The 22,707-nt window shown below is 70.2% G+C and carries 16 protein-coding genes and 1 pseudogene; 8 read left to right on the forward strand and 9 right to left on the reverse strand.

What is annotated here, in order from left to right; all coding sequences use genetic code 11:
* Positions 1–11 precede the first annotated feature (11 nt).
* The gene (locus ABD331_RS29205) at positions 12–419 is read left to right on the forward strand and encodes a DnaJ family domain-containing protein (protein ID WP_344481278.1); all 408 of its coding nucleotides are present in this window, start codon (positions 12–14) and stop codon (positions 417–419) included.
* Between the two features lie 228 nt (positions 420–647).
* Here ABD331_RS29205 and ABD331_RS29210 read toward each other — a convergent pair whose 3' ends face one another.
* The 3 genes and pseudogenes from ABD331_RS29210 to ABD331_RS29220 form a co-directional block, all read right to left on the reverse strand.
* Positions 648–914, reverse strand: a complete 267-nt coding sequence (locus ABD331_RS29210; RefSeq protein ID WP_344481281.1) for a DUF397 domain-containing protein — start codon at positions 912–914, stop codon at positions 648–650.
* Between the two features lie 14 nt (positions 915–928).
* A pseudogene (locus ABD331_RS29215) lies at positions 929–1,141 on the reverse strand (Scr1 family TA system antitoxin-like transcriptional regulator); the annotation flags it as partial.
* A 96-nt stretch (positions 1,142–1,237) separates the two neighbouring features.
* Positions 1,238–3,550, reverse strand: coding sequence for a glycoside hydrolase family 6 protein (locus ABD331_RS29220; RefSeq protein ID WP_344481283.1), 2,313 nt, complete (start codon positions 3,548–3,550; stop codon positions 1,238–1,240).
* Between the two features lie 378 nt (positions 3,551–3,928).
* Here ABD331_RS29220 and ABD331_RS29225 point away from each other — a divergent pair, with 378 nt between their 5' ends.
* Positions 3,929–6,799: a glycoside hydrolase family 48 protein gene (locus ABD331_RS29225; RefSeq protein WP_344481286.1), complete on the forward strand. Its 2,871-nt coding sequence runs from the start codon at positions 3,929–3,931 to the stop codon at positions 6,797–6,799.
* Complete coding sequence (locus ABD331_RS29230; RefSeq protein WP_425566072.1) at positions 6,742–9,597, forward strand: glycoside hydrolase family 9 protein; 2,856 nt, start codon at positions 6,742–6,744, stop codon at positions 9,595–9,597. The genes ABD331_RS29225 and ABD331_RS29230 overlap by 58 nt, the downstream gene beginning before the upstream one ends.
* 187 nt (positions 9,598–9,784) lie before the next feature.
* Here ABD331_RS29230 and ABD331_RS29235 read toward each other — a convergent pair whose 3' ends face one another.
* Both ABD331_RS29235 and ABD331_RS29240 read right to left on the reverse strand, forming a co-directional pair.
* Positions 9,785–10,312 (reverse strand): hypothetical protein, encoded by a 528-nt coding sequence (locus ABD331_RS29235; protein WP_344481290.1) that lies wholly within the window; start codon positions 10,310–10,312, stop codon positions 9,785–9,787.
* A complete protein-coding gene (locus ABD331_RS29240) occupies positions 10,309–11,370 on the reverse strand; it encodes a lytic polysaccharide monooxygenase (RefSeq protein WP_344481293.1) in 1,062 nt (353 codons plus the stop codon). Before ABD331_RS29240 ends, ABD331_RS29235 begins: the two co-directional genes overlap by 4 nt.
* A 262-nt stretch (positions 11,371–11,632) precedes the next feature.
* Between ABD331_RS29240 and ABD331_RS29245 the strand changes: the two genes are divergently transcribed.
* Positions 11,633–13,000 (forward strand): glycoside hydrolase family 12 protein, encoded by a 1,368-nt coding sequence (locus tag ABD331_RS29245; RefSeq protein WP_344481295.1) that lies wholly within the window; start codon positions 11,633–11,635, stop codon positions 12,998–13,000.
* 91 nt (positions 13,001–13,091) lie between these two features.
* On the opposite strand, the gene ABD331_RS29250 is transcribed toward ABD331_RS29245, so the two are convergent.
* From ABD331_RS29250 to ABD331_RS29260, 3 genes are all read right to left on the reverse strand, one after another.
* Positions 13,092–14,345: a serine/threonine-protein kinase gene (locus ABD331_RS29250; protein WP_344481301.1), complete on the reverse strand. Its 1,254-nt coding sequence runs from the start codon at positions 14,343–14,345 to the stop codon at positions 13,092–13,094.
* On the reverse strand, positions 14,332–15,303 hold the full coding sequence (locus ABD331_RS29255; RefSeq protein WP_344481304.1) for a LacI family DNA-binding transcriptional regulator: 972 nt from the start codon (positions 15,301–15,303) through the stop codon (positions 14,332–14,334). Before ABD331_RS29255 ends, ABD331_RS29250 begins: the two co-directional genes overlap by 14 nt.
* Positions 15,304–15,531: 228 nt before the next feature.
* Entirely contained in the window at positions 15,532–17,673 is a 2,142-nt protein-coding gene (locus ABD331_RS29260) for a transglycosylase domain-containing protein (protein ID WP_344481307.1), read from the reverse strand.
* 273 nt (positions 17,674–17,946) lie between these two features.
* Here ABD331_RS29260 and ABD331_RS29265 point away from each other — a divergent pair, with 273 nt between their 5' ends.
* The 4 genes from ABD331_RS29265 to ABD331_RS29280 are packed head-to-tail and all read left to right on the forward strand — an operon-like array spanning position 17,947 to position 20,851.
* Complete coding sequence (locus tag ABD331_RS29265) at positions 17,947–19,146, forward strand: hypothetical protein (protein ID WP_344481310.1); 1,200 nt, start codon at positions 17,947–17,949, stop codon at positions 19,144–19,146.
* 43 nt (positions 19,147–19,189) lie between these two features.
* Entirely contained in the window at positions 19,190–20,185 is a 996-nt protein-coding gene (locus ABD331_RS29270; RefSeq protein ID WP_344481312.1) for a hypothetical protein, read from the forward strand.
* A 21-nt stretch (positions 20,186–20,206) separates the two neighbouring features.
* Positions 20,207–20,371: a hypothetical protein gene (locus ABD331_RS29275; RefSeq protein WP_344481315.1), complete on the forward strand. Its 165-nt coding sequence runs from the start codon at positions 20,207–20,209 to the stop codon at positions 20,369–20,371.
* A gap of 48 nt (positions 20,372–20,419) precedes the next feature.
* Entirely contained in the window at positions 20,420–20,851 is a 432-nt protein-coding gene (locus ABD331_RS29280; RefSeq protein WP_344481318.1) for an STAS domain-containing protein, read from the forward strand.
* 6 nt (positions 20,852–20,857) lie between these two features.
* On the opposite strand, the gene ABD331_RS29285 is transcribed toward ABD331_RS29280, so the two are convergent.
* Positions 20,858–22,264, reverse strand: coding sequence for a dihydrolipoyl dehydrogenase family protein (locus ABD331_RS29285; RefSeq protein ID WP_344481321.1), 1,407 nt, complete (start codon positions 22,262–22,264; stop codon positions 20,858–20,860).
* Positions 22,265–22,707 lie beyond the last annotated feature (443 nt).

Below are 22,707 nucleotides of genomic sequence, written 5' to 3' on the forward strand. Positions count from 1 at the left end.
GGCAAGCGCAGGTGACCGATCGCAAGCCCATCGGGATGCCCTTCGAGAGCTGGATCGACCGGCAGATCAGGGAGGCGGAGGAGCGGGGGGAGTTCGAGGACCTGCCGGGGAAGGGCAAGCCGCTGCCCGGTGAGGGGCGGCACCTCGACGAGATGTGGTGGATCAAGCAGAAGATCGAGAGCGAAGGGCTCTCGATGCCGCTGCCGCCCACCTTGGCGTTGCGCAAGGACGCCGAGGAGGCGTTGCGGCAGGCGCGGGGGGCGCGGTCGGAGACCGAGGTCCGGCGGATCGTCGAAGAGATCAACGAGCGGATCAGAAAGGCGATTCGTACGGGCTTGCCGGGGCCACCGCTCAACCTGATGCCCTTCGACGTGGATCAGGTCGTGTCGGAGTGGCGCAAAGCTCGGTCCTCGCAATAAGAGGCGCTGCGCGCCATGGGGCAACTCGGGCTGTGCTTCCCAGGGGGGCTGCCGCCCCCCTTCGACCCCCCAAACCCCGCTCGCTCCGCTCGCCCTCGCCCGCCCGAATCCCATCTACCGGCTTGGCCGTTGGGAGCCCACCCTGACCAGAGTGCGGATCTCGCAATCGGAAGGCGCTTCGCGGTACCCGGACAACTGGACGGCGGCTACGGCGATGAGGCCAGGGAGTCAGCTCAGGTCGTCGAACTCGCCGGCCACCAGCCCATCAGAAAACGCGTCCCATTCAGCTTTCGTGAATGCCAGGACAGGGCCTTCAGGATCCTTGGAGTCGCGAATCAGAACCAGACGGTCAGAGGACTTGCCCTTGGCCAGCGAAAGGAGCCCGGCATCCACGGCGGCCACCTCGACGCAATTTGCGCCGTTGCCGCTGAGACTGCTCTTGCGCCACCTGACGCCGCTCAGATCCACCTTGTCGCCTGAGCCATCCGTGTGCAAGCGGACACCCTTCTCTACCATGAGCGCTGCGCCACACCCAGGATCATCGCCCTCGACTCTTCGGGATCGAGAGCCATCGCCCGAAGATGGTCAAATGCGAGGGTGTAGTGGTATGTCTCGACTTCGCTCTCCACATGCAGGCTACTCGTCATGCTCTCGACATACACCACCTGAGGGTCATGGGGCGTCTTGAGCACGAAGAGAGGGCCCGGGCAGAAGCCCGGACCCCCTCCGGTAGCTGAGGGACCCGGGTCAGGCGGGTCCCTCTGGCCGGTCGGGGGCCCGGGTCAGGCGGGTCCCCGGCCGGCCGGGTCCATGCGGATTCAGTTGACGGGCGGGTAGGCGTTGGCCAGGAGCTCGCGGAACTGTGCGGAGAACCACTGGCCGGACAGCGGCGCGCCGGCCTTGGCGCCCGACATGTTGTTGCCGTTGAGGCTGTTGCCGGTGTAGGTGGGGTCGCACATCCGGTCGAACTTCTTGCCCTCGTCGTTCGGGATGTCGGTGCTGGCGCCGTCGGACTCGCCCGGGGGCTTGATCCAGACGTAGGCGTCCAGGCCGGCGGCCGGGGCGGCGGTGGGGCGGGTGCCCATGCCGGCGCCGCTCTGGTTGCACCAGTTGCCGGCGTGGATGCGGCGGTCGACGCGTGACTGGTTGACGAACTCGTCGACGTTGGTCGAGGTGCTCGTCCCGGTCGGGCGGGCGCTGCCGCCCCAGCCGTTGCGGGAGGTGTCGATCAGCATGCCGAGCCCGGAGCGGAAGCCCTTGGCGACCAGGGCGTTGCGCAGGGCGACGGCGAAGCTCTGCTCGTCCACGTACCAGTTCCAGTCCACCCACTTGGACTGCCGGACCGAGGTGCTGCCCACCATGCTGTTGATGGTGAAGTACGGCTCGGTCGTGGCGCCGTAGTTGGCGGTGTTGACGATGAAGCCGTCCACGCTGTCGACGCCGGCGGTGGTGGCGGCGACGGTCTCGTGGAACAGGTTCACGACGGGCTGGAAGTTCGAGTCCCAGCCGAGCCACGCGTGGTGGCCGGCGTCGATGTAGGTGTAGACGTTCGAGATGGCGTGCAGCTGGTTGAGGGCGTACCGGACGCCGTCGCGGTAGCCGCCGGTGCCGTTGGCCTCGCGGCACTTCTCGAAGGAGTTGAGGTTGGTGACGAGGTTCGGCAGCGAGTCGGGCTCGATGATGGTGACGATGCGCAGGCCGGCGTACGCGGAGTCGCGCATGATGGCCGCGATCGGGTCGATGTACTCGGTCTTGTAGCGGTTGAACCCGTCCTGGGCGATGAGCAGCTCGCCGTTGGAGGCCAGCGCGGAGCAGTCGCGGTTGGGCAGGTTGTAGATGACGATCTGGATGGTCAGCGGCGCGGAGCCGTTGGCGGCGTCCTGCCTGACGGCCTCGTCGAGGTGGGCGCGCAGGCCCATCGCCCCGCCGGTGCCGGCGATGGCGGCGATGCGGTCCATCCACACGGCGGTGGAGGTGTTGGCGACCGCCGAGCCGCCGGGCTCGGCCGCGGCCTTGGCGCTCCAGTTCGGGTTCACGTAGCCGGTGGCGCCGGCGTACGGGTTCTCGACGTGGGTGGGGCTGGGCCCGCCGTCGTCGTCGGCCTCGGTGGCGGTGACCGTGCGGGAGGTCAGGCCGGTGGAGGCGACGGTGAAGGTGCGGCTGCCGTTCGTCGTGTCGGTGTCCTGCGCGGCGGCCAGGGTGACCGTCTGCGGGGTGTTCCAGTTCGACGTGGTGAAGGTCAGCGAGGCGCCGGAGCTGACGGTGAGGTTGCTGTCGCCGCTGCCGGCCGTCGTGGTGACGGTCACGCTGGAGCTGGGCTGGGCGGCCAGGCGCGCGGTGAAGATGCCGGTCGAGCCCTCGGGGACGGTGACGGAGGTCGGCGTCACGACGATCGACTGCTCGACGGTGGCGTCGTCGTCCACCTCGGTGGCGTTGACCGTGGCTCCGGTGACGCCGGTGCCGCTGAGGCTGAAGGCGGCGGTGCCGGCGGTGGTGTCGGAGTCCTGGGCGGCGGCCAGGGTGACGGTCTGCGCGGTGTTCCAGTTGCTCGGCGTGAAGGTGAGCGAGGCGCCGGAGCTGACGGTGAGGTCCGTGTCGCCGCTGGTACGGGCGGTCGTCACGGTCACGTTCGAGGTGGGCGCGGAGGACAGGCGCGCGGTGAAGGTGGCGGTGCCGCCCTCGCTGACCGCTACGGCGCTGGAGGAGGTGACCACCGACGGGGTGGTCGGGTTCGTGCCGCCACAGGTGGTGTTGTTGACGCTGAACGACGTCGGGTTCGGGTTGGTGCCGGTCCAGGTGCCGTTGAACCCGATGGAGACGGAGGCGCCGGTGGCCACGCTGCCGTTGTAGGGCATGTTGGTGCCGGTCACGCGGGTGCCGGACTGGCTCCAGTTGGCGCCCCAGCCGGACGGCGTGTACTTCTGCCCGGTGGTCGGGTAGTCGAAGGCCAGCGACCAGGAGCTCAGCGGGTCGCCGGTGTTCTTCAGCGTGATGCTCGCGGTGAATCCGCCCTGACCAGGGCTGCTCGTCCACGAGTTGGCTGTGTAGGTCACGTCGCAGGCGACGGCGGCGTTCGCGGCCGTGCCCTGGCCGACGACGAGGCCTAAGGCCGCGACACTCGCGGCGGTCATGGTCACGGCCCATTTGCGAAGGCCGCGGTGGAGTCTCACGAGCGATCATCTCCAGTGCTAGATGGCTGGGAGCGCTCCCATGGTGTGCCGCCACCGGAGCCGTGTACAGGGGGAGGCCGCCGGGAAGGCGTCCATCGCCCCGCATGCTCGCTGAATGCCCCGCAACGGGGATGAAACTTTCATCCCGGGCAGCCTGGTGAGAGGAAACACGAGGGTTACCGCGACGCCATTCCGTTGACATACGCCGGAGGGCACCCACAATCCACTTTGGGAGCGCTCCCACACCCCTACTCCCATGGAGACCTCGTGAAGTACAGACCTCCCCTTCTTGTGACCCGCTTATCGAAACGCCTGGCCGTGGCCACGACCCTTGTCCTCGTGGCGGGTGTGACCTCGGCTGTCACGGCCGTGCCCGCCCAGGCGGCCGTGGCGTGCGACGTGACGTACGCGGCCAACCAGTGGACGAGCGGCCAGAACCAGGGCGGCTTCACCGCCAACATCACGCTGAAGAACACCGGCGACCCCATCACGTCGTGGACGCTGGCCTTCGACTACCCGACCACCGGGCAGAAGTACACGCCGTCCGGCTGGGGCGCCAACTGGAGTCAGTCCGGCACCCGCGTGACCGGCACCAACATGCCGTGGAACGGCAGCCTGGCCACCGGCGCCTCCACCAACATCGGCTTCAACGGCACCTGGACGGGCAGCAACCCGAACCCGACGTCGTTCAGCGTCAACGGCGTCACCTGCGGCGGCACGGGCACCGCGCCCACCGTGTCGCTGACCTCGCCGACCGCCGGCCAGACGTTCACCGCCCCGGCCACCGTGCCGATCGCGGCGAACGCCGCCGACGCCGACGGCACCGTCGCCAAGGTCGACTTCTACCAGGGCTCCACGCTGCTGGGCACCGACACCTCCTCGCCGTACAGCTACAACTGGGCGAACGTGGCGGCGGGCAGCTACTCGATCACCGCCAGGGCGACCGACAACGCCGGCCTGGTCACCACCTCCTCGCCGGTCGGGATCACGGTCTCGCCGAACGTCGGCCCGGCGCTCGTGGTGAGCCCGACGACGGTGTCGGTGCCCGAGGCGGGCACCGCGAACTTCGGCGTGAAGCTGTCGCAGGCGCCGTCGGCGAACGTGACCGTCTCCGCCGCCCGCGTCAGCGGTGACACCGACCTCACGGTCTCGCCGGCGTCCAGGACGTTCACGCCGTCCAACTGGAACACCGAGCAGACCTTCACGCTGGCTGCGGCCAACGACACCGACACGACCGCCGGCTCGGCCGTCTTCCGGGTCAGCGCCACCGGCTACACCGCCGTGGACGTCACCGCCAACGAGGCGGACGACGACGTCGGCGGCAACAACGTGTACGTGCAGCGCTTCGTCGAGCTGTACAACGAGCTGCACGACCCGGCGAACGGGTACTTCTCGCCCGAGGGCGTGCCGTACCACTCGATCGAGACCTTCATGGTCGAGGCGCCGGACCACGGGCACGAGACCACGTCCGAGGCCTACAGCTACTACCTGTGGCTGGAGGCGGCCTACGGGCGCGTGACCGGTGACTGGTCGAAGTTCAACGCCGCGTGGGCCTCGATGGAGAAGTACATCATCCCGGCCACCGCCGACCAGCCGACGAACAGCTTCTACAACGCCTCGAAGCCGGCGACGTACGCGCCGGAGTCGAACACGATCAGCAACTACCCGGCGCAGCTCGACAGCGGCGTCACGGTCGGCACCGACCCGATCGCGAGCGAGTTGCAGACCGCGTACGGCACCCGCGACATCTACGGCATGCACTGGCTGCTGGACGTCGACAACACCTACGGCTTCGGCCGCTGCGGCGACGGCACCACCAGGCCCGCCTACATCAACACCTACCAGCGCGGCCCGGAGGAGTCGGTCTTCGAGACGATCCCGCAGCCGTCGTGCGACACCTTCGCCCACGGCGGCCCCAACGGCTACCTGGACCTGTTCACCAAGGACGCCTCGTACGCCAAGCAGTGGAAGTACACCAACGCCCCCGACGCCGACGCCCGCGCCGTCCAGGCCGCCTACTGGGCGCTGACCTGGGCCAAGGAGCAGAACAAGGCCGGGGACATCTCCGCGACGGTGACCAAGGCCGCCAAGATGGGCGACTACCTGCGCTACTCGATGTACGACAAGTACTTCAAGCAGCCGGGGTGCACGAGCACGTCCTGCCCGGCGGGCACCGGCAAGAACGCCTCGAACTACCTGCTGAGCTGGTACTACGCCTGGGGCGGCGCGACCGACTCCAGCGCCGGCTGGGCGTGGCGCATCGGCTCCAGCCACAACCACTCCGGTTACCAGAACCCGCTGGCGGCCTGGGCGCTGGCCAACGTGACCGAGCTGAAGCCGAAGAGCTCCACCGGCGCGACCGACTGGAGCACCAGCCTGACCAGGCAGTTGCAGTTCTACACGTGGCTGCAGTCGGCCGAGGGCGCCATCGCCGGTGGCGCGACCAACAGCTGGGAGGGCCACTACGCCACGCCGCCCGCGGGCCTGCCGAAGTTCCACGGCATGACCTACGACTGGCAGCCGGTCTACCACGACCCGCCGTCGAACCAGTGGTTCGGCTTCCAGGCGTGGACGATGGACCGGGTGGCGCAGCTCTACTACGCCACCGGCAACGCCGACGCCAAGGCGCTGCTGGACAAGTGGGTGGCGTGGGCGCTGGACAACACCACGATCAACGCCGACGGCAGCTACCAGATCCCCTCCACCCTGCGGTGGACGGGCCAGCCCGCGGGCAACTTCAGCGCCACCACGGGCATGCCGCCGGCCAACCCCGGCCTGCACGTCACGGTCGCCGACCACACCACGGACGTGGGCGTCGCCGGCGCCTACGCCAAGGTGCTCATGTACTACGCGGCCAAGGCCAACCACGCCGAGGCCCGTGACACGGCCAAGGCGCTGCTCGACGGCGTGTGGCGCAACCGCGACGCCAAGGGCGTCTCGGTGCCGGAGACCAAGACCGACTACAACCGCATCGACGACCCGGTGTACGTGCCGCCGGGCTGGACCGGCGACATGCCGAACGGCGATGTGATCAACTCCAGCTCGACCTTCATCTCCATCCGGTCCTTCTACAAGAACGACCCGGACTGGCCGAAGGTGGACGCCTTCCTCAAGGGCACCGGCCCCGCGCCGGTCTTCAACTACCACCGGTTCTGGGCGCAGGTGGACGTGGCCGTCGCCCTGGCCGAGTACGGGCGGCTCTTCCCGTGATCAGAAAGGCAGCTCTCCTGGCTGCGGCGTCGCTGGTCCTGCCCCTCTCCGCAGGGGTGGGGCCGGCGGCCTCTGCCGCGAACGCCGCAACACAAGCCGCCGCGCCCCCCTTCGCGTACGGCGAGGCGTTGCAGAAGTCGCTGTGGTTCTACGAGGCCCAGCAGTCGGGCGCGCTGCCCGACTGGAACCGCGTCTCCTGGCGCGGCGACTCGGGCCTGAACGACGGCAAGGACGTGGGCGTGGACCTCACGGGCGGCTGGTACGACGCGGGCGACCACGTCAAGTTCGGCTTCCCGATGGCGTTCTCCGCCACCATGCTGGCCTGGGGCGCGGTGGAGTACCGCGACGCGTACGCGGGCTCAGGACAGCTCACCCACCTGCTGAACAACCTCAAGTACGTCAACGACTACTTCATCAAGGCCCACCCGTCGGCGAACGTGCTGTACGGGCAGGTCGGCAACGGCGGCACGGACCACGCCTGGTGGGGCCCGGCCGAGGCGATGGCGATGAACCGGCCCGCGTACAAGATCGACGCGTCGTGCGGCGGGTCGGACCTGGCGGGCGAGACGGCGGCGGCGATGGCGGCCTCCTCGATCGTCTTCCGCCCGACGAATCCGTCGTATGCCGACACGCTGGTGACGCACGCCAAGCAGCTCTACTCCTTCGCCGACACGGTCAGGAAGAAGTACAGCGAGTGCATCACCGACGCCTCCAGCTTCTACAACTCCTGGAGCGGCTACAACGACGAGCTGGTGTGGGGCGCGATCTGGCTCTACCGGGCCACGAACGACGCCTCGTACCTGGCCAAGGCCGAGAGCGGCTACGCCGGCCTGGGCACCGAGCCGCAGACCACCACCAAGTCCTACAAGTGGACGATCGCCTGGGACGACAAGTCGTACGGCGCGTACGTGCTGCTGCACAAGCTGACCGGCAAGCAGCAGTACCTGGACGACGCCAACCGCTGGCTCGACTGGTGGACGGTCGGCGTGAACGGCTCGAAGGTGGCGTACTCGCCGGGCGGCCAGGCCGTCCTGGACCGGTGGGGCTCGCTGCGCTACGCGGCCAACACCGCGTTCGCGGCGCTCGTGCACAGCGACACGATCACCGACGCCACGCGCAAGACCCGCTACCACGACTTCGCGGTGCGGCAGATCGGCTACGCGCTCGGCGACAACCCGCGCAACTCGTCGTACCTGATCGGCTTCGGCGCCAACGCGCCGAAGAACCCGCACCACCGCACGGCGCACGGCTCGTGGACCGACCAGATCACCAACCCCGAGCAGACGCGCCACACCCTGTACGGGGCGCTCGTCGGCGGCCCGCCCGACCCGAACGACGCCTACACCGACAAGCGTGACGACTACGTCATGAACGAGGTCGCCACCGACTACAACGCCGGCTTCACCAGCGCGCTGGCCAGGCTCTACAAGGAGTACGGCGGGGCCCCGGCGGCGAACTTCCCCGCGCAGGAGACCCCGGACGGGCCGGAGATCTTCGTCGAGGCCGGGGTGAACGCCTCCGGCACGAACTTCACCGAGATCAAGGCGCTGGTCCGCAACCAGTCGGCGTGGCCCGCCAGGGTCCTGTCCGACGGCTCGTTCCGCTACTACTTCACCCTCGACGGCTCGACGACCGCCTCGCAGATCAGCGTGTCGTCGGCCTACACGCAGTGCAAGGCGCCGACGCTGCACCAGGCGAGCGGCAGCACGTACTACGTGGCGATCGACTGCTCGGGCCAGGTCATCGCGCCTGCCGGGCAGTCGCAGCACCGCAGGGAGGTGCAGTTCAGGATCAGCAGCTCGGGGACCTGGGACCCGGCCAACGACTGGTCCTACGCGGGCATCCCCACCACGCCCGGCACGACGCCGGCGCGTACCGACCACATCACCCTCTACAGCGGCGCCACCAAGATCTGGGGTGAGCCGCCAGGTCCGGTGGAGGAGGACACGACCGCGCCCAGCAAGCCGGGCAAGCCCGCCGTCTCGGCGATCACGGGCTCCTCGGCCAGGCTGAGCTGGACGGCCTCCACCGACAACGTCGGCGTGACCGGCTATGACGTCTACCTGGGGTCCGCCAAGGCAGGCACGGCCACCACGACGACGTTCGACCTGAGCGGTCTCACCCCCGCCACGGCCTACACCGCCCACGTGGTGGCCAGGGACGCGGCGGGCAACACCTCGGCGCAGTCCGACGGCACGGCGTTCACCACGTCGGGCACCGTGGACGGGACGCCGCCCAGCAAGCCCGGCAAGCCCTCGGTGTCCGGGATCACCGCGACGGGTGCGCGGGCGAGCTGGGCGGCGTCCACCGACGACGTCGGCGTGACCGGCTACGACGTCTACCTGGGGTCCGCCAAGGCAGGCACGGCCACGACGACGTCGTTCGACCTGAGCGGGCTGACGCCCGGCACCGCGTACACGGTGACCGTGGTGGCCAGGGACGCGGCGGGCAACAGCTCGGCCGCCTCCGACGGCACCGTGTTCACCACCACCAGCACGCCGGCCGGCGGGTGCACGGCCACCTACAAGGTGATCGGCTCGTGGGGCGGCGCGTACCAGGCGGAGGTGACGGTGCAGAACACCGGCACGTCCGCGACCAGCGCCTGGACGGTCGCCTGGAGCTCCTCGAACACGATCACGCAGCTCTGGGGAGGCAGGCACACGGTGTCCGGCGGAACGGTGACGGTCAGGAACGAGACGTGGAACGGCTCGCTCGCGCGGAACGCGACGACCACGTTCGGCTTCATCGCCAACGGGACTTCCACCGCTCCGAACCCGATCACCTGCACCCCGGCCTGACCCACGATCCCGCCCCCGCCGCAGCCGCGGCGGGGGCGGTTCCACCTGAACCGCCCGATCAGCAGGTGCGTATGAGGAGGTGAGGCACTAACCCATCGAATCCCTGCCCGAAAACCATCCCCGCCCGGATGGGACGGACGCGGCCGAAAACCTCCACTTCGGCCGCGTCCGTTTTTCTTGGTGGCTGCTATTTGGCTGTCGAGGAGGCCAGCGCGAACCGCTCGCGCGCGGCTTCGATCGCCGAGTCGTCCGAGAACTCCTCGAACGCCGGCACGTGGTAGCGCTCGGGGATGAGCTGCCTGACCCGGTCCGGATAGCCGGCCCCGGCCTTGGGCACCCTGACCTCGGGCGGGATGTCGATCTTGACGGCGATCGGCCCGGAAGCGCGCACGGAGGCCGCCCAGTCAGGGCTCTCCCCGGTGATCGCGCACAGGTGGCGGGCGTAGACCCAGCGCACCTCGACCAGCGAGGTGGCGTCCGGCGGCTCGGTGCCGAAGGGCTCCACGGCGCACACGACGCGGGAGTCGAAGCCGCTGTGCCCGTGGGCGTGGTGCTCGCCTGGCGAGGCCTGCTCCAGGATCAAGGTCACCTGGGCGGCGAGCTCGTCGTTGAGCGTCGATGACGGCTGCCTGGCAACGAAGAACGTCACCCCGGCCAGCACGACGCCGGCCAGGGTGACGCTCGCCGCGATGAGCCCGCGACGGGTTTTGATCACGGGCTGGTGCAGGTCAAGGTCGGGGCGGTGGCCGGGACCGAGCCTGTCGCGTTGAACCCGAACGCGGTGGTCGCGTTCGGCGCGAGCTGCCCGTTGTAGCTGGCGTTCTTGACCGTCACGTTGGGGGCCTGCGTGGTCAGCACGCCGTTCCACGGTGAGCCGTCGAAGCCCTCACCGTTGGCGTAGGTCCACTTGACCGTCCAGCCGTTGATCGAGCTGGAGCTGCTGTTCTTGACGGTCACCTCGCCCTGGAAGTGGCCGGCCCAGCCGGTGTTGGTGGCCTTCCACGTGGCCGTGCAGGCGCCGGTGGGGGCCGGGTCGGTGGGCGTCACGGTCGGGGTCGGGCCGGGGCTGCTGCCGCCGGGGCCGACACCGGTGACCTGGCCGTTGCCGCCGTCGAAGGTGACGTCGGAGCAGCTGTAGAAGTTCTCGTTGCTGTCCGAGCGGATCCAGTGCGTGAAGATGATGTGCCGGCCGCTCTTGCCGGACGGGAGCTGGGCGTTCCAGTAGTAGTAGTTGAGGCCGCCCGCGCCGCCCGACTTGGGCGGGTTGGTGACGCTGCCGAACGGCTCCAGGTCGGACCACTTCAGCGGCCCGTTGGGGTTCCAGCCGTTCTTGGTGACGTAGTAGTTGAACGAGCCGGGGTGCTCGGCCCAGTTGCTGTGCCGCATCTGGATGCTCGCCCCGGAGGTCAAGTGGGTCAGCGGCCAGTCGGAGCGGACCGCGTTGTAGGCCGAGAAGTCATAGGGCCCGCCGGTGCCGCCGCTGCAGATCTGCCCGTCGGGGATGAACCCGGTGGTCCGGCCCGCGCCGTCGGAGCGCAGCACCGCGAACCAGTTGTACAAGGGGGTCGCGCCGCTCTGGTTGACCGCTGCGGCACACGCGGGGTTGTAGGGGAGGATCTGCCCGTTCTCCCGCAGACCGTCCTGCCAGCACAGGAACGTACGGCTGCCGGGGAACATCGACACGCCGTGAGCCTGCGCCTGCGTGGGGGCCATCAGGAGACTGCTGATCAGGACCAGGACGGCGGTGATCGCCGCCGACTTGAAGAACTTCATGGGGATTCCCTTGCGCTGACGACAGAGGAAACCTGCCCACGACCTGCCCGCCCGGCCAGCGCATTGAATCACGCGCGGCGCGGATCCGACAACGCCGAGTGAAACTTTCAACCGATCTTGGTCACGGTTTCCGCTGGTGGCCTGGCCCGCTCCAGATCGTTTGCGGCATGGGCGGCTTGCTCGGTTCGTGACCCCAAAGGAGGGTGAGGAGTGGGAGCGCTCCCACTACACTCCCCTGTCAGAGAGGCGGGAGCAACACGCCATGAGGCACGCGCACATCTTCCTGATCGTCGGGGCGCTGGTCGCCCTGGGCCTGTTCGCCGTCCCGGCCCAGGCCGCGCCGGTGATCTGCGAGAAGTTCGGCTCCACGACCATCCAGAACGGCCGCTACGTCGTCATCAACAACGTCTGGGGCGCCGACACGGCCCAGTGCATCGACGTCAACCAGAGCGGTGGCTTCACGGTCACCCAGGCGGCGCACAACAAGCCGACCAACGGCGCTCCCGCGTCGTACCCGGCGATCTACGCGGGCTGCCACTACGCCAACTGCAGCACGGGCAGCGGGCTGCCCATGCAGGCCAGCGCCTCGGGGTTCGGCTCGCTGCGCTCCAGCGTGAGCATGACCTACCCGGGCGGCGGCACCTGGGACGCGGCCTACGACATCTGGTTCGACCCCACCCCGCGCACCGACGGCCAGAACACCGGGGCCGAGCTGATGATCTGGCTCAACCGGCAGGGCTCGATCCAGCCGGTCGGCTCCCCGGTCGGCACCGTCAACCTGGCCGGCGGCACCTGGCAGGTGTGGTTCGGCAACTCCGGCTGGAACGTGATCTCGTACGTGCGGACCTCGGCCACCTCCTCGCTCGACTTCACGATCGACACCTTCTACGCCGACGCGGTCAGCCGCGGCTACGCCCAGCGGTCGTGGTACATGACCAGCGTCCAGGCCGGCTTCGAGCCCTGGATCGGCGGCGCGGGCCTGGCGGTCAACTCCTTCTCGTTCGGCTCGGGCGGCGGCACCACCGACACCACCCCGCCGAGCACCCCCGGCACGCCGTCGGCCGCCAACGTCACCTCCTCCGGCGCCACCCTCACCTGGGCCGCCTCCACCGACAACGTGGGCGTGACCGGGTACGACGTCATGCGCGCCACCGGCGACACCTTCACCAGGGTCGGCGGCGGCAGCGCCACCTCCTTCACCGACACCGGCCTGAGCCCGTCCACCACCTACCGCTACCGGATCAGGGCCAGGGACGCCGCGGGCAACGTCTCGCCCGACTCGGCGATCGTCACGCTCACCACCCAGCCCGGCGGCGGGGGCGGCGGGAGCTGCGCCGTCACGCCCACCACCCAGACCGCCTGGAACAACGGGTACGTCATCCAGCCCGTCACCGTCGCCAACCGCGGCACCTCGGCGATGAACGGCTGGACCGTCACCTTCCCGCTGCCGTCCGGGCACACGATCACCGGCATCTGGAACGCGACCTACACCGTCAGCGGCGGCACGGTGACGGTCAGGAGCCTGGCCCACAACGGGAGCCTGGCGCCCGGCGCCAGTACCTCGTTCGGCTACCAGGCCACGCGGCCGAACGGGAACACGCAGGTGCCCAGCGGCTACACCTGCGCCTAGAAGCTCGCGCGGGCACGCTTTGCGAGGGGCCCTCGCCCGCGCGATGGAGGGGTACGGCTGGTGCTGCCGTACCCCTCATCAAAAGTCCGAGTCAGTCGTGGCGCAGGGCGGTGTCGATGTCGTCCAGCCTGGCCTCCAGCTCGCTCAGGCAGGCGGGGCTGAGCCTGCCCTCCCTGAGGCGGTCGGACAGCTTCTGGCGCAGGTTCCCGGTGCCGCTCGTCTGCGCGGAGGGGCCGTGCCGCGGCGTGACCGCGTCCTGGAGCACCTGGGTGAGGTCGAGCACCACGTCGTCGTCGGTCGCGCCGCACGGGGTGCGCGCCCTGAGCACGGTCTTGAAGCCGGCCGCGGCCTGCTCCACGGTGATCACCGAGCTGGGCGTGCGCTCGATCAGCTTGGCCGTGGGCGACGGCGCCGGCGGGGTGGGCTTCGGCAGCGGCTCGGGCGCCGGCGTCTGCTGGAACCACAGCAGCGCCGACAGCGCGAGAGCCGCCGAGCTGGCCACCGTGAGCCCGCGCCGCACGTGGCGGCCCAGCGTCGCCGTGCCGAGCGTGGAGGTCAGCCCCGAGACGATCTGCGCCGCCGTCGGCCGGTCCTCCGGCTCGTGCGCCAGGCAGCGCTGGCAGAGCGAGGCCAGCGCGTACGGCACGCCCGGCACGCGGGGCGGCGGCTCGGTCCTGTGCGCGGCCTCGATCTCCTCCCACGTCGTCCCCGGGTACGGGGTGCGCCCGGTGAGCATGGTGTGCAGCAGCACGCCGAGGGCGTAGACGTCCACGGCCGGATGGGTCGGCGCGCCGAGCAGCCGCTCGGGGGCCACGTAGGGAGGGGTGCCGCGGTCGTCGTCGGGGTCGCCGGCCCACGCCGCGATGCCGAAGTCGAGCAGCTTGGGCCCGTCGGCGGTGAGCAGCACGTTCTCGGCGGTGACGTCCCTGTGTACCAGGCCGCGGGCGTGCCCGGCCATCAGCACGCGGGCCAGCCGCAGCGCGATGGCCGCGGCCTCGTGCCACGGCAGCGGGCCCTTCTCGATGCGTTCGGCCAGCGGGGTGCCGTCGAGCAGCGGCATCACGACGTACGCCGCGACGCCGCCGCTCGTGGTGACGGTCTCCCCGTAGTCGTAGATCTCGATGGAGTCGGCGTGGATGAACCTGGCCGCGGCGCGGGCCTCGCTGCGCACGCTGACCCGTTCTCCCGGGTCGGTGTGCAGCGAGGCCGTGAGCACCTTGACCGCGATCATCCGGTGCAGGGACTGGTCGAAGGCACGCCAGATGACCGACATGCCTCCGCGGGCCAGCGGGTCCAGCAACAGATACCTGCGGGCCAGTACGTCCCCGGGCTCAAGCCGACTCACGGACGACCAGTTCCGTGGGGAGTACGGGGTCGATCCCCGCGGCCCCCGTCAGAAGCAGCCGGGTGGCGACCGTGGCTAGCTCCTCGACAGGCTGGCGGATGGTGGTCAGGGCCGGGACGGTGTGCCTGGCGACCGGGGCGTCGTCGAACCCGATCACCGCCACGTCCGCCGGCACCTTGCGCCCCGCTCTGCGCAGGGCCTGGATCGCGCCCGCCGCCATCAGGTCGGAGGCGACGAAGACGGCGTCGAGGCCGGGGGCGTGGCGTAACAGCCATTGCATGGCGTGGGTGCCCGAGGCGGCGGTGAAGTCGCCGTAGGCGACGGGGACGTCGGGTGCGCCCGCCGCCTGGAGGGTCCGTACGAGACCTTCCAGCCGGTCCCGGGCGCCGGGTAAGGACGGCGGGCCGCCGATGGCCGCCACATTTCGGCGGCCCGTCAGCAGGAAGTGCTCGGCCGCCTGCCTGCCGCCGTCGAAGTTGTCGACGTCGGCGTACGGCAATTTGAGGTCGTGGGGCGGGCGTCCGATGTTGCGGACGGGAACGCCCGAGGTGGATAACTTGATCGCCAGGGGGTGACGCTCTCTCGCGCCCACGATGAGCACCGCGCCGGATAAGGCGGGCAGCGTGGAGGAGGTGGGGGTGACGGTGGTCACCATGAGGTGGGTGCCGTGCTCGGCTATCACGGCGCCCGCTGCGGACAGGAGCCTGGCGTAGTAGGGCTCGGAGAAGAGCCGGGGAAGGTGGTCGCAGACGACGGCTGTGACGCCGTCGGCCATGGTCTTGGCGGCCGTTCCCCGGGGCGCGCGTTGTCGGACGTATCCCATTCGGGACACGGCGTCGTAGACTTGGCGGCGGGTCGAGGTACTGACCCGCACCGAGCCTGTGAGGACTCGAGATGCGGTCGCGGGGGAAACCCCTGCAGCGGCCGCCACCTGTGCCAGTGTGGGCTGCTCGGTCATGGAGCACCTCGCGGAAAGATCCTGGGAGCGCTCCCACGTTACCAATGTTTCGCCGCTGTTAATAGGGCCTTTGCAAGGAGTGCGTCCCGCAGTACGGACGCACTCCGAATTTGCTCAGCTAGAGGCACTGGTAACCGACAGAGGTTTCTGTGCCGGATGTGGATCACGACATATTGTCCATGCCCGATTTGTCACATCCGGCGATCAGGAAACCCTTCCTACCTGAGATCAGCCGAAATCGGCGATGTCCACGTCGTCGAGCGTCCCGTCCTCTTCGCCCTCCGGCTCGGTACGCTCGACCGGCGCGCAGCCGGAGCCGCAGCCGCCGAAGCGGGCGCTGTTCACCGGGGTGAAGTCCGTCGCCGGCGTGCCCTTCAGGGCGGCGAGCATGGTGTCCTTCCAGATCGGCCCGGGGATCGAGGCGCCGAAGACCGAGGCGTAGTACCGGCCGCCGATGGTGACGCCGTTCAGCTTGTACTTCTGCGCGCCGCGCGAGTCACCGATGCTGACCGCCCCGGCCAGGTCCGGCGTGAACCCGGCGAACCAGGCGCTGGCCTGCGCGTCGGTGGTGCCGGTCTTGCCCGCGGCGGGCCGCCCGATGCCTCCGACGCTGCGCATCGTGCCCTGGGTGAACACGCCGGACAGGATGTCCGCCGCCGCGTCCGCGACCTCCGGGTCCAGAGCCTGCTTGCACTTCGGCTTGAAGTTCGTCACCTTGCCGTTGCGGTCGGTGATCTTGGTGATCGCCATCGGGGCGCAGTACTTGCCGCGCGCGCCGATCGCCGCGTAGGCGTTGGCCACCGTCACCGGGTCCATCTCGTTGGTGCCCAGCGTGAACGTCTCGTACTCGGTCAGGTTCAGGCCGTCGGAGCGCTTGATGCCCAGCGACTTGGCGGTCTTGATCGTGTCACAGAGGCCGACGTGCTCCTCCAGCTTCATGAAGAAGGTGTTCACCGACCCCCAGGTGCCGGTCTTCAACGACTTGAAGCCGCCGCCGCCCTCGTCGTTGGTGACGGTGTGGGTGGGGTCGCCGATGTTCTCGCCCTTGCAGTTCTTGAACGTGGAGTAGTACGGCGCGCGGTAGCCGCTGCCGACCGAGAACCCGTCGTTCAGCTTCATGCCCTCCTTGAGGGCGGTGATCAGCGTGAACGTCTTGAACGTCGAACCCGCCTGGAAGCCGACGCCGCCGCCGTGCTGGGCGTCCGCCACGACGTTGTACGACATCTCCTTCTTGCGCTTGTTGTTGCCGTACTTGCGGCTGGCGGCCATCGCCTTGATCTGCCCCGTGCCCGGCTGCACCAGCGCCTCGGAGGCGACCGGGTTGTCGGAGGCGAACACGTGCTTCTTGATCGCGTTCTCGGCGGCCTTCTGCATCTTCGGGTTCAGCGTGGTCTGGATCGTCAGGCCGCCCCGGTTGAGGTACTGGCTCCTGGCCTTGGCCGTCTTGCCGAAGTCCGAGTTGCTGAGGATCTCGTTGCGCACGTACATGCAGAAGTACGGATAGGGGCTGGCCTCGCAGCCGCCGGGCAGGGGAGTGCCCTTGTAGCCCAGCGGCTTCTTCTTGGCCGCGGCCGCCTCCTCAGGAGTGATCTTCTTCAGCTCGGCCATCCGGTCGAGCACCACGTTGCGCCGCGACAGCAGCTTCGCCCGCTGCTTCTTGCCCAGGTTGGGGTCCGTCGCGTTGGGGTCCTGCACGGCGCCGGCCAGGGTGGCGGCCTGCACCAGGCTCAGCTCGGAGGCCTTCACACCGAAGAAGCGCTTGGCCGCCGCCTCGATGCCGTTGGCGTGCGCGCCGAAGTAGGCGATGTTGAGGTACTTCTCCAGGATCTGGTCCTTGGTGTACTTCTCCTCGACCGCCATCGCGTAGCGCAGCTCACGGAGCTTGCGGCCGTAGCTGGCCTCCAGCGCCGCCTCCTGCTCCTCCTTGGTGGTCGCCGAGTTGAGCAGCACCTGCTTGACGTACTGCTGGGTGATCGACGAGCCGCCCTGGGCGATGCCGCCCGAGGTGAAGTTCTTGGCCAGGGCCCGGATGGTGCCCTCGATGTCGATGGCGCCGTGCTCGTAGAAGCGGAAGTCCTCGATCGAGATGATCGCCGTCTTCATGATCGGGGCGACCTGGTCGAGCGAGATCGTCTCGCGGTACTCCTCGTAGAACTGGGCGATCGGATTGCCCTCGGCGTCCAGGACCGTGGTCTTCTCCGCCAGGGGCGGCTCCGTGAGGTCCTCGGGTTTGATGCCCAGGTCCTCGGATGCCGAGACGAACATCGCTCCTGTACCCCCGACCGCGGGCAGGGCGATCGCCGCGGCGACCACACCGGCCGCGGCAGCCGCCGCCGTCAGGCGTGCGACACTCGACAAACGGGAACCCATGCTGGTAAAACCTCCCCATCCTGGCAATACGGTGCATCCTAAACCCGGGCATGACATGCTCCAGGTAAAAACTTGGACGTTCGGCAAGGCCGGATTGTTCGGGGTTTTTCGCCGGAATCGGGGTCATCGGCGGTTTCGTGCACCGTGGGGCTCCTGAGATCTCTGAGGTTGTTCGAGGTTCCCCCAGGCTGAGGCAAAGAACCGTGTCGCCCGCGCGGCCTTCGCGGGCCCGTCTGGCAACGTTCCACCGAGGCATTTCTTGGTGGAGGGGCTATGCGTCGTCGCGTCGGCGGTGACGGCGGGCACGTCGATCGGCTGCTCGCCGCCGCCAGGGCCTGCTGGGGGAACGGCCCCGGCGGTGACGGGTGCGTCGTGGCGGAGGCGTACGACGAGGACCTGCGGGTCGTGGCGCGCACGCTCACGGTCGCCAGGGCCGTCTGCGGGCTGCTCTCCGCGCGGCTGGCCGTGCTGACCCGGCCGGAGTGGATGCCGCTGGCGCGCGCGTACGGCGCCGTCCAGGAGCCGCGGCCGGAAGCGCCGCCCCTCGCGCTGGTCACCAGCCGGGCCGACCGCGCCGTGCCGCGCGACCTGCCTGTCGTGCACGTGCACGGATCCGGGACGCTGCAGGCCTACGCGCTCTTCCCCGACCAGGGCCCGTGCTCCATGCGCGACGAGCTGCCCGCCAGGATCGGCGCCTTCTTCGAACGGCACGTCTGGCCGCACAGGGACCTCATCAGGCCCGGCGCCGAGCGGGTCGCCTGGCGGAACAAGAGCGGCTACCAGGTCCGTACGGACACCGAGCGCCGGCAGTTGCGCCACCACGGCTGCGCCCGCCTCGGCATCGACGCCGACCGGCCCACCATCGCGGTGCTCCGCCACACGCCCGAGCGGGACGCGGAGCTGTTCGACGCCACCGTCGGCTACGCCGCCGCCGACGAGTCGGCCAACTGGCTCTTCCACGACCCCGTGCCCGGCCACCCCCGCATCCGGTGCGTCAACGGAACCCTGTCCACCACCATGTCGTGGAGCATGACGGACGTGGCCGTCGCGTTCGGCGACAGCGACCTGCCCGGCTTCGGCATCCCCGTCATCCAGGCCGGCTGGTCGGAGGGCGGCGCCTGCGGGGCCGCGCACGTGCCCGGCACGCCGTACGAGCATCGCCGGCTGCTCGCCGACGCCATCGCCAAGCAGGTCAAGGGGGAGCCCGTGCTCGGGCCCGAGCAGCGCGAGCGCGCCCGCCTGTGGGCGTGGCTGCGCCGCTGCGGGTCCGACGTGCCCAGCCAGCTCCTGCCGCACTGGGAGCAGGGGGACGACTACGCGCGGGCGCTGGCCGTCAACCTGCGGCACGTGGACCCGGGCGGGGATCCGCTGTACGCGGCGGTGCGGCGGATGTGGGAGCGGCGCGAGCCGATGCTCACCCGCTTCGACTTCCACGACCCCGCCGCGCTGATCCCCCTGGGGAACGCCCGGTGAGCACCTTTCACAGCATTCCGACCATTCCCTCCAGGAGCATCCGATGACCAGCGCAGGATCCGCCACCGACCTGGACCAGGTGATCCTTCCCGCCATCCCGCCCGTCCACCTGACCAACGGGCGGCTCGCCCCCCTCCAGGTCACCGACCGGCTGCAGCGCGGCAGCCAGATCGTCGGCAGGTTCGAGACGTCGGGGCTGGCCGGGTTCAAGGTGTCGGCGCAGGGACGGCCGCTGCGGGTGCTGGTGTCGCTGTCGGCGGACGAGCGGTCCGTGAGCGGCTGGCACACCGGCCGCACCGAGGCCGCCACGCTGCCGCGGCTCGTGCAGGTCCGCTCCCAGGGACGGCTGCGCCAGTGCGTGCTGCTGCGCGGCAAGAAGGCGCACGCCCAGGTGGCGTTCGACCTCACCCCTGAGGAGATCCCCGACGACGGCCTGGTCTGCGTCGAGGCGCTGGACGTCACCGAGGGCGACGGCGTCTGCGACGAGGTGCGCGAGGCCGTGTCCGGGCGCGTCGCCGCCGACGGGGTGGCCGGGGTGCGGCTGGACAGGGTCGTGTTCGAGGAGCCGCCGCCGACCGACTACGACCCCGACACGCTCGACGGGTCGCGCTGCGAGCTGTACTCGCTGATCAGCGCGGGCGGGCTGGCCAACGTCAACCGGCAGGGCGTACGGGTGCTGCGGTCCGGGATGTTCGTGGTCAACCCGGTGCTGAAGGACCGGTTCGGGTCGAGCGGGCGCGTCACGCTCCGGCTGGGGACGCGGGCCGAGGCGGTCAGCATGATCCCGGCCACCTGGCGGCGGGTCAACAGCGAGCTGCGATGGCTGCGGCACGCCACCAGGAAGCTGCTGCACGCGGCGGCGCCGTCCGTGGAGCGGATCATCAGCTTCAGGGACGGTGACCTGGGGGCGCCCGCGCAGACCGTGCACGGGAACGTCACCGAGCTGGAGCTGGACAGCCCGACCGGCTCGCCGCTGCTGGTGATCCTCGGCCCCTGCCCGGACGCGCTCGTCACCCTGGAGTCGGGCACCGCCCACTGACAGCCCCCTGAGGGCCTGCGCGTGATCGACGACGCCCTCACCGAGCACGCCGCCAACCTGGCCTGCCTGGCCTCCCCGCGCACGCCCGAGGACGTCGAGACGCTGAGCGAGCTCATGCGCAAGCTGGTCAACGGTCCTCTTGGTGGCCGCGGGGACGACGGTGCCCGATGGAACCCGGAAAAATAGCGATCACCTGTGATTACGCCGCTGAGCGGGCAGTTGATTCGTGTGGGCATGAGCGGTTTGCGAATTGAGACGACCCGGCATCTCCATTGCACGGTCATGCGCGCCAGCGGCGTGCTCGACCACGCGGGACGGGCCAGGTTCAGCGCCCGCATCAACGCCGTCTGGGACTGGTCGCCCGGCCCCACCCTCGTGTTCGACCTGGCCGACCTCGACTTCTACGACTCGTCGGTCATCGGGGTGCTGGCGATGGCCATGCAGCGGATGGCCGAGGAGGGCAGCGGGCAGATCTACGTGGTCCGTCCGTCCGACCACCTGCTGTCGGTGCTGCGGCTGACGGACCTGCTGTCGCACGTCGAGCTGCGCGAGAGCGTGGAGGAGACGGTGGCGGAGCTGATGCTGCGATCGGGAGATCCCGGCGTGTCCGGGCACGCCGCGATCCCGCCGTCGTCGATGATCTCCCCGCCTCGCTACCGGTCCTAGCCCCAGTTACAGCCCGTACGCCTCCAGCAGCCGCAGCCACACCTCGCTCACCGTCGGGAACGACGGCACCGCGTGCCAGAGCCGGTCGAGCGGCACCTCGGCGGTCACCGCGATCGTGGCCGCCTGCAGCAGCTCCGCCGCCCCCGGCCCCGCGAACGTGACGCCGAGCAGCACCTTCCTGTCCTCGTCCACGACGGCCCTGGCCTTGCCCCGGTAGCCGTCACCCAGCAGGTACGCCCCCGTGACCGACCCCAGGTCGTAGTCGACGACCCGCACCCGGAACCCGTCCGCGCGGGCCGCCTCCTCGGTCCGGCCGACCGCGCAGATCTGCGGATCGGTGAAGACCACCTGAGGCGCGCCGTAGCCGCCGGCCACATCCCGCATCGCGGGCAGCTCGTCGCCCCGCGCCCGCGCCGCGATCACGTCGCCGCAGATCCTCGCCTGGTACTTGCCCATGTGCGTCAGCAGCACCCGGCCGTTCACGTCGCCCACCGCGTACAGCCAGCCGCCCTCGACGCCGGTGGCCCGCAGACTGTCGTCCACCTCGACCGGCTTGTCGTCGGGCAGGCCCACCGAGGCGAGGCCCAGGTTACGGGTCGCCGGGTGACGGCCGGTCGCCACCAGCAGCTCGTCGGCCTCCAGCGGCGGCCCCTCCGACAGGTGCACGGTGACCTTCCCGCCGGGCTCTGGACGCTCCACCCTGGCCACCTCGGTCCGGGTGCGCACGTCGATGCCCGCCTCGGCGAACGACTCGGCGAGCAGCTCGCCCGCGAACGGCTCCATGCGGTTCAGCAGCCCGCCGCCGCGCACCAGCACCGTGGTCTGCCGGGCGCCCAGCCCGTGCATGGCCTGCGCCATCTCACAGGCCACCACCCCGCCGCCGATCACCACCAGCCGCTCGGGGATCGCGGTCGCCGCCGTCACCTCGTGACTCGTCCAGGGCGACGCCTCGGCCAGGCCCGGCGTGCGCGGGATCGCGGCGGTGCTGCCCGTCGCCAGCACGACCGCCTGGCGGGCGGTCAGGACGCGCTCCTCACCGGTGTCCGTCGTGACGCGCACCCGCCTGGGGCCGTCGAGACGGCCCCGGCCGCGTACCAGCTCGGCGGGCACGCTCTCGATCCAGCGCACCTGGCCGGCGTCGTCGTAACCCGACACCGCCTCGTCCCGTCTGGCCAGCACCTTCGCCACGTCGATCGGGCCCAGCGACAGGCCGGGCACCCGCGCCACCTCGGCCGCCAGGTCGATCGGCCGCAGCAGCGCCTTGCTGGGCACGCACGCCCAGTAGGAGCACTCGCCGCCGGCCAGCCGCTCCTCCACGATCGCCGCCGTCAGGCCGCCCCGCACGGCCCGGTCCACGACGTTCTCACCGGCGGGCCCCGCCCCGATCACGATGACATCGAACTCGTCAGCCACCCCTGCCTCCACAAGACTCGTTCGGCTATCAGGGAAATGCTTTCACGCGCGGTCGGCGGTACGCGAACACGACCCCACCCGTCCACCGCCCAGCCACCCCTCCCACCCGGGCCGCTCAGCCGACGCTTCCCAGGCAGTCCGTCCCTGCGGGCGACTGCGTCCAGGCGGCGTGCCATGCGAGCGCCCAGGCGAGGCGTCCAGAGCGCGCGCCGTACGGCTGCCCAGCGAAGGCGCGCAGGCAGCGCGTCCTGTGGCGCGCCCAACGCAGGCGCGCAGGCGGTGCGACGGCCGGTGCGCGTCCTGCGGCGCGCCCAGCGTGCGCCCAGGCGCGGCGCCCAGAGTGCGCGCCGTGCTGCCCAGCCCGGCGTGCAGGCGGCGTGTTCTGCGGCGCGCCCAGCGCAGGCGTGCAGGTCCAGCGCAGGCGTGCAGGTGCAGCGCGGGCG

It is taken from the genome of Nonomuraea monospora, assembly GCF_039531895.1.
Taxonomy (GTDB): Bacteria; Actinomycetota; Actinomycetes; order Streptosporangiales; family Streptosporangiaceae; genus Nonomuraea; species Nonomuraea monospora.

Bases quoted from the DNA above. Each gene is read 5' to 3' on its own strand.
- ABD331_RS29280 (WP_344481318.1), top strand. From the start codon at position 20,420: ATGAGCGGTTTGCGAATTGAGACGACCCGGCATCTCCATTGCACGGTC.
- ABD331_RS29255 (WP_344481304.1), bottom strand. From the start codon at position 15,303: ATGACCGAGCAGCCCACACTGGCACAGGTGGCGGCCGCTGCAGGGGTT.
- ABD331_RS29265 (WP_344481310.1), top strand. From the start codon at position 17,947: ATGCGTCGTCGCGTCGGCGGTGACGGCGGGCACGTCGATCGGCTGCTC.
- ABD331_RS29270 (WP_344481312.1), top strand. From the start codon at position 19,190: ATGACCAGCGCAGGATCCGCCACCGACCTGGACCAGGTGATCCTTCCC.
- ABD331_RS29260 (WP_344481307.1), bottom strand. From the start codon at position 17,673: ATGGGTTCCCGTTTGTCGAGTGTCGCACGCCTGACGGCGGCGGCTGCC.
- ABD331_RS29220 (WP_344481283.1), bottom strand. From the start codon at position 3,550: ATGACCGCCGCGAGTGTCGCGGCCTTAGGCCTCGTCGTCGGCCAGGGC.
- ABD331_RS29245 (WP_344481295.1), top strand. From the start codon at position 11,633: ATGAGGCACGCGCACATCTTCCTGATCGTCGGGGCGCTGGTCGCCCTG.
- ABD331_RS29240 (WP_344481293.1), bottom strand. From the start codon at position 11,370: ATGAAGTTCTTCAAGTCGGCGGCGATCACCGCCGTCCTGGTCCTGATC.